16 protein-coding genes are annotated in these 16,095 nt (G+C 42.7%); all 16 read left to right on the top strand.

Going from position 1 to position 16,095, the window contains the following annotated elements; translation table 11 throughout:
* The first annotated feature begins 153 nt into the window (after positions 1 to 153).
* Positions 154 to 576 (top strand): YwiB family protein, encoded by a 423-nt coding sequence (locus DTOX_RS00270; protein WP_012813466.1) that lies wholly within the window; start codon positions 154 to 156, stop codon positions 574 to 576.
* A gap of 7 nt (positions 577 to 583) precedes the next feature.
* Positions 584 to 2,296, top strand: a complete 1,713-nt coding sequence (gene argS, locus DTOX_RS00275; RefSeq protein ID WP_012813467.1) for an arginine--tRNA ligase — start codon at positions 584 to 586, stop codon at positions 2,294 to 2,296.
* Positions 2,297 to 2,309: 13 nt separating this feature from the next.
* Positions 2,310 to 2,483 carry a XapX domain-containing protein gene (locus tag DTOX_RS00280; protein ID WP_012813468.1) on the top strand — a complete coding sequence of 58 codons (174 nt, stop codon included), beginning with the start codon at positions 2,310 to 2,312 and terminating at the stop codon, positions 2,481 to 2,483.
* A 73-nt stretch (positions 2,484 to 2,556) separates the two neighbouring features.
* Complete coding sequence (locus tag DTOX_RS00285; RefSeq protein ID WP_012813469.1) at positions 2,557 to 4,167, top strand: CTP synthase; 1,611 nt, start codon at positions 2,557 to 2,559, stop codon at positions 4,165 to 4,167.
* A gap of 295 nt (positions 4,168 to 4,462) precedes the next feature.
* On the top strand, positions 4,463 to 4,864 hold the full coding sequence (locus tag DTOX_RS00290; protein WP_012813470.1) for a response regulator: 402 nt from the start codon (positions 4,463 to 4,465) through the stop codon (positions 4,862 to 4,864).
* Positions 4,865 to 4,966: 102 nt separating this feature from the next.
* Entirely contained in the window at positions 4,967 to 5,647 is a 681-nt protein-coding gene (locus tag DTOX_RS00295) for a hypothetical protein (protein WP_012813471.1), read from the top strand.
* Between the two features lie 65 nt (positions 5,648 to 5,712).
* The gene (locus DTOX_RS00300; protein ID WP_012813472.1) at positions 5,713 to 6,567 is read left to right on the top strand and encodes a class II fructose-1,6-bisphosphate aldolase; all 855 of its coding nucleotides are present in this window, start codon (positions 5,713 to 5,715) and stop codon (positions 6,565 to 6,567) included.
* A 17-nt stretch (positions 6,568 to 6,584) separates the two neighbouring features.
* Entirely contained in the window at positions 6,585 to 7,232 is a 648-nt protein-coding gene (fsa, locus tag DTOX_RS00305; protein WP_042316407.1) for a fructose-6-phosphate aldolase, read from the top strand.
* A 72-nt stretch (positions 7,233 to 7,304) separates the two neighbouring features.
* A complete protein-coding gene (gene rho, locus DTOX_RS00310; protein ID WP_012813474.1) occupies positions 7,305 to 8,615 on the top strand; it encodes a transcription termination factor Rho in 1,311 nt (436 codons plus the stop codon).
* Between the two features lie 156 nt (positions 8,616 to 8,771).
* Positions 8,772 to 9,662: a peptidoglycan DD-metalloendopeptidase family protein gene (locus tag DTOX_RS00315; protein ID WP_162013531.1), complete on the top strand. Its 891-nt coding sequence runs from the start codon at positions 8,772 to 8,774 to the stop codon at positions 9,660 to 9,662.
* Between the two features lie 95 nt (positions 9,663 to 9,757).
* Complete coding sequence (locus tag DTOX_RS00320; RefSeq protein WP_012813476.1) at positions 9,758 to 11,023, top strand: radical SAM family protein; 1,266 nt, start codon at positions 9,758 to 9,760, stop codon at positions 11,021 to 11,023.
* 147 nt (positions 11,024 to 11,170) lie between these two features.
* A complete protein-coding gene (gene rpmE / locus DTOX_RS00325; RefSeq protein WP_042315177.1) occupies positions 11,171 to 11,374 on the top strand; it encodes a 50S ribosomal protein L31 in 204 nt (67 codons plus the stop codon).
* Positions 11,375 to 11,644: 270 nt separating this feature from the next.
* The gene (locus DTOX_RS00330) at positions 11,645 to 12,520 is read left to right on the top strand and encodes a DUF1385 domain-containing protein (protein WP_012813478.1); all 876 of its coding nucleotides are present in this window, start codon (positions 11,645 to 11,647) and stop codon (positions 12,518 to 12,520) included.
* Positions 12,513 to 13,580 carry a peptide chain release factor 1 gene (gene prfA / locus DTOX_RS00335; RefSeq protein ID WP_012813479.1) on the top strand — a complete coding sequence of 356 codons (1,068 nt, stop codon included), beginning with the start codon at positions 12,513 to 12,515 and terminating at the stop codon, positions 13,578 to 13,580. The genes DTOX_RS00330 and prfA overlap by 8 nt, the downstream gene beginning before the upstream one ends.
* A gap of 21 nt (positions 13,581 to 13,601) precedes the next feature.
* On the top strand, positions 13,602 to 14,471 hold the full coding sequence (gene prmC / locus DTOX_RS00340) for a peptide chain release factor N(5)-glutamine methyltransferase (RefSeq protein ID WP_012813480.1): 870 nt from the start codon (positions 13,602 to 13,604) through the stop codon (positions 14,469 to 14,471).
* A gap of 545 nt (positions 14,472 to 15,016) precedes the next feature.
* On the top strand, positions 15,017 to 15,943 hold the full coding sequence (locus DTOX_RS00345; RefSeq protein ID WP_012813481.1) for a chemotaxis protein: 927 nt from the start codon (positions 15,017 to 15,019) through the stop codon (positions 15,941 to 15,943).
* Positions 15,944 to 16,095: the final 152 nt, after the last annotated feature.

Raw genomic sequence — 16,095 nt, forward strand, 5'->3', positions numbered from 1 at the left:
CAAAATGATAACATCTGTACATTAAAGTAAATAATTATATTAAATGTTTTAATTGTTTCAATAGATAGAAAATTTGTTGCAATAATTATTTTAATTTTAAAAAATATGATAAAATCTGTACTACAGCATAATTGACTGGAGAGGGCGGATAAAATGCGTAAAGAGGTGTTGGTGACTGTGCGTGGGACTCAGACCAATGATTTTGGGGAGCAAGATACTATTGAACTGGTAACTATGGGCAGTTACTATTTAAAGAACAGCAGTTACTATATCGTTTATAACGAAACAGAATTATCAGGCATGGAAGGGACTGTGACCTCGGTTAAGGCGGAAGCGGATAAAGTGACTGTTAACCGAATGGGTACTTCTGAAATGAAGCATGTTTTTGAGGAAGGAGTACCGGATGAGGGGAGTTATGTTACACCCTTTGGCCAGTTATTCACCAGTGTTTTCCCAAGGAAAGTGGAGGTTGACTTGACAGACGTTGGGGGAAGTATTAATCTGGAGTATGAATTAGCATTAGACAGGCAGAGAATAGGCTATAATGAATTATGTATTACTGTCAAGGAGGTCTAACGGTTAGATGGGCGGAATGGTAAATGAGGTACGGGTTAATTTAAAGAGAATTTTGGAGTGTGCTTTCAAGGATATTAATAATAACGGTATTTTTCATGCAGACAAGCTTCCTGAATTTGTAGTGGAAGTTCCAAGGGAAAAAGGGCACGGCGATTTTGCCTCCAACCTGGCTATGATGCTGGCAAAGCCGGCCCGTATGGCACCACGCCGGATTGCTGAAATATTTGTTGAACATTTAAATGAAGAGATAAAATCGGACAAACAAGACGGCAGTTTCATTTTACTGGATCGTGTGGAAGTAGCGGGTCCTGGTTTTATAAATTTTTATTTAAACCCGGCCTGGGTTTATGAAACCCTGCGTATTATAGAAACCGAGGGCAATGATTATGGCCGGGTAATGCTTGGCTCAGGTAAAAAAGTGCAGGTGGAATTTGTTAGTGCCAATCCAACCGGTCTTCTTCATATGGGTAATGCCAGGGGAGCGGCCTTGGGTGATTGTCTGGCCAGTCTCTTGGATTTTGCCGGTTACCAGGTGACCAGAGAGTTTTATGTTAACGATGCAGGCAATCAGATTGAGAATTTCGGGCTGACTCTGGAAGCCCGCTATTTGCAGTTATTAGGCCAGGATTGTCCTGTTCCGGAAGACGGTTATCACGGGTTGGATATTATCCAAACTATGCAGGGTTTTGTTGACAAATACGGAAACAAGTTTTTAAGTGCGCCGGGAAAAGTACGTCGTATGGTAATGATAAACTATGCTCTGGAAGAAAAGTTAAGAGAGATCAGGAACACTCTGTTTGATTTCGGGGTCAGATACGATGTCTGGTTTTCCGAGAAGGACTTGCATGAATCAGGCGCTGTTAATGAAGCTGTAGCGATATTAAAAGAAAAGGGCCATATCTATGAAAAGGAAGGGGCCTTGTGGTTTAAGGCCACGGAATTTGGTGTGGAAAAAGATGAGGTGGTTGTCCGTTCAAACGGGGTGCCTACTTATTTTGCGGCGGATATCGCTTATCATAAGAATAAGTTCGATAGGGGTTTTGACCGTGTGATAAACATTTGGGGTGCTGATCATCACGGGCATGTCAGCAGAGTAAAAGGTGCGGTTGAGGCTATTGGTTATGATCCGGAGTCTTTAGATATTATACTAATGCAGCTGGTCAGGCTGTTCAGAGGGACTGAAATTGTGCGTATGTCCAAACGCACCGGTCAATTTGTCACGCTTGATGAGTTAATAGAAGAAGTTGGCCGTGATGTGGCCCGTTATTTCTTTGTTATGCGCAGTGCCGACAGTCACCTGGATTTTGATTTGGAACTGGCTAAATCACAGTCTAATGAAAACCCGGTATACTATATTCAATATGCCCACGCCCGTATCTGCAGCATCCTCAGGCAATTAGACGAGCAGGGAGGCAGGCTGCCGCAGGCCGGTGCGGTGGATCTAGCCTTGCTTAAAGAAGAGATTGAATTGGATTTAATTCGTAAGATGGCGGATTTCCCTGAGGAAATAGCTTCCGCCGCGGAAAGTTTGGCCCCGCACCGCCTGGCTCGCTACGTGCATGAGTTGGCCGGTTTGCTGCACAGTTTTTATAACAGCCACCGTGTGATTGTGGATGATGCCGCTTTGTCTGAAGCAAGGTTAGTACTGGTAATGAGTGTGAAGACTGTGATTAAAAATGCTTTGTCTCTCCTGGGCATAGCCGCCCCGGAAAAAATGTAGGGAGGGTAGCAGTTTGAATTTAAAAGAGATATTGATGTCGACAGCCAGCGGTTTTGTTGTCGGCATACTGTTTGCACGGGTAAAGCTGCCGGTTCCCGCTCCCCCCACATTGTCCGGTGTAATGGGCGTTGTAGGTATGTTTTTAGGTTATATCCTGGCTGTACGGGTTATGGGTTGGGGCAAATAATGCTTGACATAGGCAAGCTGTGACATATAAAATGTATGAGTGTTAAAAAGTTTTGCTTTGCAGGAGGCTTATGATGGCCAAGTTTATCTTTGTCACCGGTGGGGTTGTCTCTTCTTTAGGGAAAGGAATTACTGCCGCTTCACTGGGCCGGCTTTTAAAAAACCGGGGCTTAAATGTTACCATTCAAAAGCTCGATCCTTATATAAACATTGATCCTGGTACTATGAGTCCTTACCAGCATGGTGAAGTTTTCGTTACCGATGATGGTGCGGAGACAGATTTAGACCTTGGTCATTACGAGCGTTTTATTGATATAAATTTAAGCAGAAGCAGTAATGTAACTACTGGCGGTATATATTGGTCGGTTATAACCAAAGAGAGAAGGGGAGATTACCTGGGCGGTACTGTGCAGGTTATTCCTCATATCACTAATGAAATTAAAGAAAGAGTTTTGCGAGTAGCTGAAGAAAAAAATCCTGATGTTGTTATTACTGAAATAGGGGGCACAGTAGGGGATATTGAATCACTGCCCTTTATGGAGGCTATCAGGCAGCTTAAAGGCGACCTGGGCAGAGGAAATGTTATGTACATTCATGTAACTCTGGTTCCCTATTTAAAGGTAGCCAATGAACTGAAAACTAAGCCAACCCAGCACAGTGTGAAAGAACTTCGTGGCATAGGGATTCAGCCGGATGTCATTGTTTGTCGCACTGAGGAGCCTATATCTAAAGATATGGAAGAAAAACTGGCTCTTTTTTGTGATATAGATAAAGAAGCCGTTATTCAGGCGGTGGATGCCAGGTCAATTTATGAGGTTCCTTTAATGCTGGAGCGTGAGGGTCTGGCAGACATTGCGGTGGAGCGATTGAGGCTTGAATGCAGCCCACCCGATTTGACTGAGTGGCAGGACATGGTTTTGCGTATGAGCCACCTGCGCCAGGAGACTAATATTGCTTTAGTAGGTAAATATGTTTCTTTGCCGGATGCTTATCTAAGTGTGGCTGAGGCGTTGCGACACGCTGGTTTGTATCATGGTTCGGCAGTAAACATTAAATGGATAAATGCAGAGGATTTGGAGAGAGTACCGGCTGAAGAATACCTGAGGGACGCTGATGGCATACTTGTGCCTGGTGGTTTTGGTGACAGGGGTATAGAAGGCAAGATTTTTGCTATTAAGTATGCCAGAGAAAACCTGATACCTATGTTGGGTATTTGTTTGGGTATGCAGCTTGCCGTGGTTGAATACGCGAGGAACATGATGGGCTGGCGTTTAGCCAATAGCACTGAATTTAACCCTCAGACTCCCTATCCGGTTATTGATTTGCTGCCCACACAAAAAAATATAGAGGATATGGGCGGTACAATGAGATTAGGCCGCTATCCTTGTAAGCTTTTGCCTAATACTAAGGCTTACCTTTCTTATAAACAGGAAATCATATATGAAAGACATCGCCATCGCTATGAGTTGAATAATACTTTTCGTGCGGGCTTGGCCGAAAAAGGATTGATTATGAGCGGTACTTTGCCGAATGGTCAATTAGTGGAAATAGTTGAGCTGCCTGAACACCCCTGGTTTGTAGCTACACAGTTTCACCCGGAATTCAAGTCAAGACCGAACCGCCCTCACCCGTTATTCAGGGATTTTATTGGCGCTGCACTGGAGAGAGGGAAAAACAAAATATAAAAACTAAAGCTCCGGTCATTACAGCCGGGGCTTCTTTTGTACTCTGGAAAATTATGCTTGTGATAAATTTGGGGATGAGTCATTATTTAATGTAAGCAAATTAATATTGCATAAAGATGGTTGGTGCTGCATAATTTTCGACGAGTACGAGTGCCTATGGCTGCTCGAAAGTCGCCTTAGGCGACTTTCTTGAAATATTTATTTGTGTTCTGGAGGAATTTCCTTCTTTTGCGCGAACAAATAGTTAAAGGTATATTCTTTCAGCAAAGTTTTGGTGCTAGGGGGTTATGTTCCGTTGGGAGATTGCGATCTTTTGATTGTTGATGATCAACCGGGAATTCGTAGATTGCTTTACGAAGTACTCAGTGAAGACGGTTATCGTGTTGAGGCTGTTGCCGGAGGTCGAGAGGCCATAGATAAAGCTGTATTATTAAGGCCCCGTCTTATTTTGCTGGATATGAAAATGCCCGGTATGAACGGGTTGGAAACCCTGATCGAATTAAACAAGGTTTACAAGGATGCCACAGCGGTTATTTTGATGACTGCATACGGTGAGCTGGAGATAGTCATGCAAGCTCAAAAATTAGGTGTGAACCACTACATTAATAAACCGTTTGATTTAGAAGATATACGTGCGTTAATCAAATCCTTAATTCCTGATGGGGCAGAAATTGATCGTTCGCGTGATATTGTATGAATTTTAAAGTTTTATTTTATGTTAAAGGATTTCTCCGCGTGAATAGCGAAATCATTTCTTGAACAGGTTTTTTGCTGGTCTATATTTTAGGAGGGTAAAACAATGTTGATAGCCACTGACAGGGTGCTGGCCATGCGCTGCCCGGTATGTGGAAAATTGGAATATCACAACTTATCCCGTTTTTGGTTTTCTGATTATGAAGCTGTTCAGGTAATCTGTTCTTGCGGAGCGGTGAAGTTAGTTGTTGAGCCTAAAAGGGATTCTAAGTTTTGGCACATAAGTGTTTCTTGTGTTGTATGCGAAGATATGCATCTGCACAGAATTTCTCGTAAGAACTTGTGGCATGGGAATAAAGTGATTTGCTTATTCTGTCATGATACGGGCCTTGAATTGGGTTACTGGGGAACTATATTGGAGGTAGAAGGTGTATTATCTGAAAAGGATGATGAGATAGCTACATTATTGAATGAGATTACAAAAGATGACTACTTTATTAATTCTGAAATAATGTATGAAGTAATTAATTGTTTGCATGATATAGCTGATCGAGGTTTCTTATATTGTCAGTGCGGCAATAATGATATAGAGTTGGATATATTCCCGGAACGATTGGAATTGCACTGCAAGGGCTGTGACAGTATTAATATTATTTATGCGGAAAATGAAGACGATTTAAAATTTATTCGACAGATAGACAAAATTGAGCTGCCAAGGAATGGCTTCAAATTTCTTGATTCCTTGGACAGTGTAAAAAACAAAAAAAACCGGCGCAGGCGTAAATAATTCATATTGTCTAATAGATAGGGAATAATTATAAATACTTGATTCTATGGGGAGTGTGTAACTGTATGGGATTGGTTCCAATAGATGTGCTTTTAAAAAAGGCTGATGCGGAAGGCTACGCAGTAGGCGCTTTTAACTGTAACAATATGGAGATAGTTCAAGCAATTGCAGCGGCGGCCGAAGCGGAAAAATCTCCTGTAATAATGCAGGCCAGCCAGGGAGCAATTAAGTATGCGGGTTTAGAGTATATTGCCGCTATGGCAAAGCTGGCTGCCGATTCCGTGAGTGTTCCTGTGGCGCTGCATATCGATCACGGCACCAGCTTTGAGCAAGTGATGAAGTGTATCAGGGCGGGCTTTAGTTCTGTTATGATTGACGGATCAAAACTGCCGTTGGAGCAAAATATAGCACTTACTAAAAAAGTGTTGGATGTGGCTCATGCTGTAGGTGTGTCTGTAGAGGCTGAGTTGGGTAAAATAGGCGGCACAGAAGATGATATTACTGTGGATGAAAAAGAAGCGATGTTTACAGACCCTCTGGAAGCAGAACGTTTTGTCCGGGAAACTTCTGTAGATGCCCTGGCTGTAGCTATCGGTACGGCGCATGGTGTATATAAGGGAGAACCCAAGCTTGATTTCGACAGGCTGAAAAAGATTAAGGAACTGGTCAAGATACCTATTGTTTTGCACGGTTCTTCGGGTGTTCCTGATGATGCTATCCGGGAAGCTGTAAGTTTGGGAGTCGGTAAAATAAACATTGATACAAACATAAGGGAAGCTTTTGTTTATAAAGTTCGTGAGGTTGCGGCGGCCAAGCCGGATGAAATTGACCCGCGTCAAATTTTGGGTCCCGCGAGGGAAGCAGCTATAGAAATAATTCGCGAAAAAATTAGATTGTTTGGCAGTTCCGGTAAGGCATAAAAAAGGTGGTGTTGGAAATAAAACTTTTTTTGGATACGGCAAATGTGGAGGAAATAAGAGATGCTTATTCACTGGGTGTTATTTCCGGTGTAACTACTAATCCGTCTTTAATTGCCTTGGAGGGGCGGGATTTTGTCCAGGTTGTGCGCGAGATTGCCTCCATTGTAGACGGGCCAATCAGTGCCGAGGCTGTAAGCCTGGAAGCCGCGCCTATGATTGAGGAAGCCAGGCAGTTATCCTCTATTCATCCTAATATAGTAGTAAAGATACCCATGACAGCAGAAGGTTTAAAAGCCGTCAAAGAGTTATCATCCCAGGGAATTAAAACAAATGTAACACTTATTTTTTCGGCTAATCAGGCACTGCTGGCAGCATTGGCCGGTGCATCGTATGTAAGCCCTTTTGTTGGCCGTTTGGATGACATAGGTTATAACGGCATGCAGCTGATAGAGGAAATTATGGCGATTTTTAATCAGTACGGTTTGATTGCGGAAGTTATAGCTGCCAGCGTCCGGCATCCCATGCATGTTATTGATGCGGCCAAGTCTGGAGCTGATATTGCAACTATCCCCTATAAGGTTTTATACCAAATGATAAAACATCCTTTAACTGATTCAGGTATTGAAAGATTTCTAAAAGATTGGGAGAAAGTTCCCGTAAAATAATTTTCAATTCGGGGGCGGGTTTGACAGCCCGTCCCTGATTTTTGCTGGTTATAATAAAAAGGAGGGATGCCGTTGAACCAGTCTGATTTAGAAGCTAAAACAATGGTTGAGCTGTATAAAATAGCCAAGGAATTGGAAATAGTCGGTTACTCAAAGCTTCGCAAGAAAGAATTAATATTTGAAATTATTAAAATTAAGACGGAAAAAACCGGATTGTTGTTTGCTTCCGGCGTGTTGGAAATTTTACCTGACGGTTATGGTTTTTTAAGACCGTTTAAATATCATCCAAGTTATGATGATATCTATGTATCCGCCTCTCAGATCAGGCGTTTTGATCTGCGAACGGGTGACCGCGTAGGCGGCCAGGTAAGAAAGCCTAAAGATAATGAAAGGTATTTTGCGTTATTGAGGGTAGAACAGGTTAACGGGATTGATCCCCAGGTTGCTGCTGAAAGAATTCATTTTGACGGTTTAACCCCCCTATATCCCCAAGAACGAATTACTCTGGAAACTTCTTCGGAACGAAAATCTACACGAATAATTGATCTAATAGCTCCCTTGGGTAAAGGTCAACGCGGCCTGATTGTAGCTCCTCCTAAAGCAGGTAAAACTATTCTGCTGAAAAGTATAGCTAATAGCATAACCACCAACCATCCCGAGATCGTTCTCATAATCTTGCTTATTGATGAACGACCGGAGGAAGTTACGGATATAGAAAGATCTGTTAATGCGGAAGTCGTCAGCTCTACTTTTGATGAGCCTCCGGAAAATCATGTAAAAGTGGCTGATATGGTTTTAGAGCGGGCTAAACGCTTGGTTGAGCATAAAAAAGATGTGGTAATTTTGATGGACAGTATTACTCGCCTGGCCCGTGCTCATAACTTGATTGTGCCTCCTAGCGGCAGAACCCTTTCAGGGGGTGTTGATCCGGCAGCTTTGCATAAACCTAAAAGGTTTTTTGGTGCAGCAAGAAAGCTGGAGGAGGGTGGCAGCCTGACTATTCTGGCTACTGCATTGGTGGAAACAGGAAGTAGAATGGACGATGTTATCTTTGAAGAGTTTAAAGGAACCGGCAATATGGAGCTGGTATTAGATCGCCGATTGGCTGAGAAGAGAATTTTCCCTGCCATAGATGTTCAACGTTCCGGAACCAGAAAAGAAGAACTTTTGTTGACAAAAGATGAACTAGAGTTAACGTGGTTCTTCCGCAAGAATATTCACGGGTTGAATCCCTGGGACGCGATGGAAATGATGATGGAAAAAATAAGAGGCACCCAGAACAATGCGGAGTTGTTGCAAAACTTCAAGCAGTCCAGGAAAGCCACCCCCGGCCGATTAAATAACCCCGAAATCCCCACCAATAATACCAGAAAGATATTATAAGCGTTTCTACGTCATAGATTTCTATCTTAAGCTATTAAATCTTTGGATGTCTTTTTGGAGACCCTTCCTTTCTAGGAAGGGTCTTTGAGATTATTTGGTATATATTATCATGAAATGGGTATATATATAATAATGTTTAAGAGAGAAGGAGTTAGTATGGAGATTTCGGGTAGAAAAATAAAGTATGCTGTTTCCATGTTATTAGTAACATCAATTTTTGCTATGGGTTATCCCGCATTGGCTCGTTATGATGAACTAATTATTCCTGCCGGAATTAATAATGTTGTTGATATAAAAAGCAAGGGTATAAAAAATGAAATATATGTGGTAAAAAGCGGTGATAGCTTGTGGAAGTTGTCCGCCATGTATGGTCTAACGGTAGAAGAATTGATGTCCATAAACGGTTTGCCTCGTGATAAGGATTTAATTTTAGAAGGGCAGAAATTACGAATTTCTGCGGAAAAACCGGTTTTGCACACAGTAAAAAAAGGGGAAACACTAATTTCTATAGCGGCCGATTATAACTCGGCATTGAGCAAGTTAATTGAGAAAAATAAGATTTCCGATATCAATCATTTATACGAAGGCCAGGTACTGGTTGTATTGCCCAATGAAGCGAGAAACGAGCAATCCTCATCATTACAGCAGGTTTCTCGTAATATGCCTTTAATGGCCTTTAATTGGCCGGTTCGGGGAGATATAAGCTCCGTGTTTGGTATGCGTGATGGGCGTCCACACCAGGGGGTGGATATAGCGGCTAATGAAGGAGAGAGCATCAAGGCTGCCAGAAGCGGCAGGGTTGTTTTTGCCGGACCAAGGGGTACTTACGGTTTGGCGGTTATTTTGGATCACGGCAGGGATGTGCAAACCCTTTATGCCCACTGCTCGAAAATATTGGTGTCTGATGGCGAAGATGTTGAAGTTGGGCAGTGCATAGCTGAAATAGGAAATACCGGCCGTTCCACAGGTCCTCACTTGCATTTTGAAGTGATAAACCGGGGAGTACATTATGATCCTTTACTTTATCTGACTCGCGGTTATATTTGATAATAAATTAAAATAGCTTATAGCTTGGCATTAATTCATAACTGTGTTAAAATACTACTGTTTTAAGTTCAATAAATAGTGCGGTGAAATTTTATATGTACAAGCTGCTTTATGCCGATCAGCTGGGTCGCTTATATGTGGATCAGGATTTGCTGGCTCTTGGCAGATCTGGCGAGGAATATTGGGAAATAAGCGAGGATGAAATGCTGATTCTGCCTCCCGGCGCGGATTTAATGCTTCTGCCGGGCCGGTCTCCGGTAGGTTTAAATTCAGACGGCGAACCGGAAATACTGGAGTGTATGGAGGACGGTTCACCTGTTTGCGCTGTTGCCGCCGTACTGCCGGCCGGTTATACAAGGTTGCTGCTGCCCGGTTACGAAAATTCCTCCCATAATGCTCCTGTGTTGCCGCTATACGGTTATACGGCAGTTGGTGTAGACTCTTTGGGACAAATTTGCGTTGCCGCTATACTTACTGATCCGGGTGAAAAATGGAATCCTTTAAATTATAACGATGATTTTTTGTCTAATAGAATTGAAAAGAAGAGATATGAATTTCCCGGTAACCGGATTATTGAGCAATTAGCTGTTTGTTCAATGAATTATCACTGCCTAACAGCACAAAATCTTTTTTACGAGCGCTGGGAGGCCGGTTTACCTGCATCACCTGCCTGTAATGCCCGCTGTTTGGGCTGTATCTCATTGCAGCCTTCGGAGTGTTGTCCCTCACCACAGTCCAGGATCAATTTTACTCCTTCTGTTTCAGAACTGGTTGAACTTGCTGCGGCACACTTGAGCCGTGCTTCTGAAGCAATAGTTAGCGGCGGTCAGGGTTGTGAAGGCGAACCGTTAATGGCATATGCCGTCTGGAGTCAGGCCATAAAAGAGATTAGACGGATTACAAATCGAGGTACTTTAAACATAAATACAAATGGCGGTTTTACCAGGGGGTTGGACAAACTCTGCGATGCCGGTCTGGATAGCATCAGGGTCAGTCTTTTTAGTGCCAGAACAGCTTCCTACCGGGCCTACCATTGTCCGGTAGATTATGATCTGGATGATGTTAAAAGGTCTTTGCTGTTAGCTAAATCCTATGGCGTATACATATCACTAAATCTTTTGGTTTTTCCCGGTATTACGGACAGGGAAGAGGAAATGAATGCCTTAATAAATTTAATTAATGAATATAATATAGATATGGTACAGTTAAGAAATCTTAATATTGACCCGGATATGCTTATTCCCGTTATAGGCGGAGCGGCGTCGGAAGTGCTGGGCATAGGTCAGTTTATTGACAGGTTGAAGCGTGATTGCCGTCACCTGATTATAGGCAGCTTTAGTCACCCGGTAAGTGGCAGATAACTCTCTTGCATTGTGTTAGCAGCATGTGCTATAATGATCAAGTATGTAAAATATCATTTTTAAAAGTTCGTGGGCTTTTAAGATATATGTGAAATAATTAATTTTAGTAAGATGTGAATTTATCAGCCAGTGAAAGAGGTGATTGTGTTGAAAAGCGGTATCCATCCTGAGTACAGAACAATTAAGGTGAAGTGTGTTTGCGGAAATGAGTTTAATACCGGTTCCGTTCGCAAAGAAGACCTGCGGGTTGAAATTTGCTCAAATTGCCACCCTTTCTATACCGGTACACAGAGAACTATTGAAACCGGCGGGCGTGCCGAGCGTTTCCGGAAAAAATACGGCATAAGTTAGGGCAGGTAGCAGAGCGAAGGCTCTGCTATTTATTTGTATTACTCCAGGAAATTATGCTTATGACGGATCTGTGGATAAGTCATGGTATAATGAAGTGCAGATCTATATTACACAATCAATGTTGGTACTGCATAATTTCCGACGAGCACGAGTGCCTGTGGCCGCTCGAAGGTCGCTTAAGGGGACTCTCTTGTCTGGGAAATAGATTTTCTAAGATGATTTTGGGCCCAAAGGTTAAATCTAACGGATGTTTACGGGGAGGTGCTTTTGGTGAAACCTGCTTATACCTATGGCGGTCAGGCCGTCATAGAGGGAGTTATGATGAGAGGACCGGCGACCAGGGCTGTTGCTGTGCGCTGTCCTGATGAGACTATAGTTGTAGATCAAAAGCCTGTGCGCGATCCTGCCCGACGCTTCCCTTTTTTGAAATGGCCGTTTCTGCGGGGATTGGTAGTTTTAATTGACTCTTTAATTATTGGTATTGAGGCCTTAACATATTCTGCCAGTCAGGCTGTGGGAGAGGAAGAGGAGCTAAGTACCAGGGAAATATTTTTCACAGTTGCTACAGCATTGCTCCTCGGAGTATTGTTGTTCATTGTATTGCCTACTGCCGCAACACATTTTTTTGCAGCCAAAGTTAAAGGAAGTATAGGTCAAAACTTGGTTGAGGGTGTAGTCAGAGTAGGGGTTTTTTTAATTTATGTAATTGCTATTTCCTTTATGAAAGATATTCAAAGAGTCTTCCAATACCATGGTGCGGAGCATAAAGTAATTAATGCTTTTGAGGCGGGGGAAGAGCTTACTGTGGAGAATGTGCAAAAATATTCTACCTTTCATCCCCGTTGTGGAACCAGCTTTTTGCTGATTGTAATGGTGGTAAGTATCGTAGTTTTCTCTTTATCCGGTTATAAGATACTATGGTGGCGGATTTTATCCAGGGTTATCTTGATGCCGGTAGTTGCAGGAGTTTCTTATGAGTTGTTGAAGTTGTCTGGAAAGTATTATCGTACTCTCTGGTGCCGTATCATGATTGCCCCGGGAAAATGGCTGCAGAAACTGACTACCCGGGAACCGGATAACGGTCAGGTTGAAGTAGCTATATCTGCGCTTAAGGCAGTTTTAAAGGATGGTGAGGCGAGTGTTTGAGAGACTGCAGAAAATTGAGGAACGTTATGAGGAATTAGGAGATTTGATGGGTGATCCGGAAGTTATGGCCGACCATTCCCGCTGGCAGCAATATGTTAAAGCACATGCCGATATGCAGGATATTGTAAATGTATACCGCGAGTATAGACAGTTGGATCAAGAAGTATCAGATGCCAGAGAACTGTTAAAAGATAAATTAGACGAAGATTTTAGAGAAATGGTCGAACTGGAGCTGGAAGAGCTTTCTGAAAAAAAAGAAGAACTGGTGCAGAAACTAAAACTTTTGCTGTTGCCTAAGGATCCTAACGATGATAAAAACGTTATCCTGGAAGTTCGAGCCGGTACCGGTGGTGAAGAGGCCGCGCTTTTTGCCGGGGATCTTTTCCGAATGTACACTCGCTATGCGGAAAAACAGGGTTGGCGCACTGAAGTATTAGATGCGAATTACACGGATATTGGCGGTTTTAAAGAGGTTGTTTGCATGATTGAGGGCAAAGGAGCATATAGCAGGTTAAAGTTTGAAAGCGGTGTGCACAGGGTGCAGCGGGTCCCCTCTACTGAGTCAGGCGGACGCATTCATACTTCTGCTGCCACTGTGGCTGTTCTTCCTGAGGCCGAAGAGGTAGAGATTGATATTAACCCTAATGATTTAAGAATAGATGTTTTCTGTTCTACCGGACCGGGCGGTCAGTCTGTAAACACTACCCAATCAGCTGTTAGAATCACGCATTTACCTTCGGGTTTGGTAGTTTCCTGTCAGGATGAGAAGTCACAGCATAAGAATAAAGATAAAGCTATGCGGGTTTTGCGTGCCAGGCTAAAAGATTTGGCTGAGTCTGAGCAGCGGAGTGAATTAGCCAGCACCAGAAAATCAATGGTTGGTTCCGGTGATCGCAGTGAGAGAATTCGTACCTATAACTTCCCTCAGAACAGGATTACGGATCACAGGATCGGGCTGACCACTCATCGTATGCCTGCTGTGTTAATGGGAGAAATGGACGAGATTATCGAAGCTTTGATTACTACTGATCAAGCGGATCGTTTGCGTAGTACAGAGTAAATGTCAGGGATGTGAGTTGCTATGAATGTTCGTGAGGCTCTGGTTAAAGCCAGGGTCTTTTTTGCAGATGCCGGTTTGGAAAATGCTTCTCTTGATGCAGAAGTGTTATTGATGCATTTGCTGGGTATTGAGCGGGCCGGTCTTTATATGAGATTTGATTATGTTCTTACCTTAGAGGAAGCTAAGGCTTATCGCTGTTTAATTGAGCGTAGGGTGAAAGGGGAGCCGGTTGCTTATCTGACGGGCCATAAGGAGTTTATGGGTATGGATTTTATAGTAAATCCTGCTGTACTCGTACCAAGGCCGGAGACAGAAATATTGGTGGAACGGGCGTTGAAATTTTTGGAGGGTAAGCCGGGGGAAGAGTTGCTCGTGTTGGATATAGGCACCGGCAGTGGTGCTATCGCTGTAAGCATGGCGCGAATGAACAGTCGTTTGCGGGTTTATGCCGTGGACTGCTCCAGGGATGCGTTGGTTTTAGCACAGCATAATGCAGCTATACACGGAGTTGCGGGTAGGATTCATTTTTTCCACGGCGATTTGTTATATCCTCTGAGCAATTTGGCTTTGGAAGGCAAGGCGGATTTGATTGCGGCTAACCTGCCCTATGTGCCAAGTGGTGATATTTCCGGTTTGCCTGTCGATGTCAGGTCATATGAGCCGCAAATTGCGTTGAACGGCGGTCTGGACGGCCTGGATATTTATCGCCGACTCCTGCCCGGAGCCGGGGATCTTCTGAAAAGTGGCGGTTTGCTGATGTTGGAAATCGGTCCGGGGCAAGCAGATGTTCTGGTGCAGGAGATGACCGGTATGGGTATGGTTTGGTGCTGTAGTGAAATTGTTTTCGATTACGCCGGCAGGGAGAGGGTTGTGCTGGCGGAGAAAGAATGATACTGGTAAAAGAGCATAAATAGCAATTTGAAATGCTGACATTATTTAAAGGGGATAACCGTTTTAATGCGGCAATTCCCCTTTAAATTTTAGCTGTTTATTTTTTTAAGCAGACAGGCCATATTCTTCCCAAGGTTTCTTCCATTAAAGGCAACTACTTTCATAAAAAATACCTCCAATCCAGAATCTATAATTTCATTACAATAAAGTATATCACAAATAGGATACGGGACGATGAGTATAATTGCATTTAATAATTCTGTATAGAGCCAATAAATCCAATGATTAGAAGACTAAGTATGCCAATTAGCTAACAAAATTTAAGATTACGGCAGGAATTATACCAGTTATTGTGGAAAATTTTTAGTCAAACTTTAAAACTGAAAATGTTAATATGTCAGTTGCCGTTTCTATAGGATTTACTATGGTAAAGAGTAGCTAATGCGTGAATTACTTGTTAAGAAGAGTTGATAGCAGTTGTATCTCAGCAAAAGGTCCGGAGGTAATTATATTTCGGAGGATAATTGATAAAGGAGGCAGCCGTATTGGAAAAAGGTAAAGGCATTCTTTTGGAAAGCGGTACTAATGAGTTGGAAATTGTGGAGTTTTCTATTGGCAATGCTCAGTTCGGCATTAATGTTATTAAGGTGCGTGAGATTGTTGAATTAATGCCGGTGTTCAAAATACCTAATGCACACCCCTGCATCGAAGGAATTATTAAACTCAGGGATTCTATAATGAAGGTGGTAGATCTAGCCAGAGCTTTGAATTATGATCCTTCTCCCAGGCCTGAGAGCGACAAGTTGATTGTTGCGGAGTTTAATCAGCTTAAAGTAGCTTTTCGTGTGCACGGTGTATCCCGTATTCACCGAATTTCATGGGAACAGATTGAACAGCCTTCAGACATTTACCAGGTGGATTGCAATACAACTATCGGAATAGTTAAAATGGGGGATAGAATTATCTTGTTGCTGGATTACGAGAAGATTGTGGCCGAAATCAGTCCCCAATCGGCAGTGCTCAGTGACAGCCTGAAGGTTTTAAGTGACAGGGAGCGTTCGGATAAAAACATCATGGTTGTTGATGACTCGGCTACACTGAGAAGTTTTCTTAAGCAAGTTTTAACGGAAGCCGGTTATACCAATTTGAGTTACTATAACAACGGCAGCGTAGCGTGGGATTACCTGGTCAGTTTGGTGCAGGATAAAGGCGAGCAGTTGTTTGAAGAAATTCAATTAGTAATTACGGATATAGAAATGCCTAAGATGGATGGACATCACCTTACAAAACGTATCAAGGAACATCCTCTATTGAGGAAGCTGCCGGTGGTAATTTTCTCTTCACTGATTACTGAGGATCTGCTGCATAAAGGCTATGCGGTAGGTGTAGATGCTCAGATCAGTAAACCTCAGTATCTTGATTTAATAGGTACTATAGATAAGTTAATCTCATCAATAAATAATGGACAGTAAACATAAATACATGGCATAGAAATTATTCTATGCCATGTATTTATGTTTACTGTCTTTTGTCTGTATGATGTTCTACAGTCAATTATGTTCTTATATCCTATAACGATATAGTTTTTAGTGATTTTAAATTTATCTGCTTTGTTGGTCAGCAA

Origin of the sequence: Desulfofarcimen acetoxidans DSM 771 (genome assembly GCF_000024205.1) — a bacterium.
In the GTDB taxonomy this organism is placed as follows: Bacteria; Bacillota; Desulfotomaculia; order Desulfotomaculales; family Desulfofarciminaceae; genus Desulfofarcimen; species Desulfofarcimen acetoxidans.

Excerpts from the sequence above, each read along its gene's own strand:
- DTOX_RS00270 (WP_012813466.1), top strand. The coding sequence starts at position 154 with ATGCGTAAAGAGGTGTTGGTGACTGTGCGTGGGACTCAGACCAATGAT.
- argS (WP_012813467.1), top strand. The coding sequence starts at position 584 with ATGGGCGGAATGGTAAATGAGGTACGGGTTAATTTAAAGAGAATTTTG.
- DTOX_RS00285 (WP_012813469.1), top strand. The coding sequence starts at position 2,557 with ATGGCCAAGTTTATCTTTGTCACCGGTGGGGTTGTCTCTTCTTTAGGG.
- DTOX_RS00295 (WP_012813471.1), top strand. The coding sequence starts at position 4,967 with ATGTTGATAGCCACTGACAGGGTGCTGGCCATGCGCTGCCCGGTATGT.
- DTOX_RS00300 (WP_012813472.1), top strand. The coding sequence starts at position 5,713 with ATGGGATTGGTTCCAATAGATGTGCTTTTAAAAAAGGCTGATGCGGAA.
- DTOX_RS00315 (WP_162013531.1), top strand. The coding sequence starts at position 8,772 with ATGGAGATTTCGGGTAGAAAAATAAAGTATGCTGTTTCCATGTTATTA.
- DTOX_RS00320 (WP_012813476.1), top strand. The coding sequence starts at position 9,758 with ATGTACAAGCTGCTTTATGCCGATCAGCTGGGTCGCTTATATGTGGAT.
- prmC (WP_012813480.1), top strand. The coding sequence starts at position 13,602 with ATGAATGTTCGTGAGGCTCTGGTTAAAGCCAGGGTCTTTTTTGCAGAT.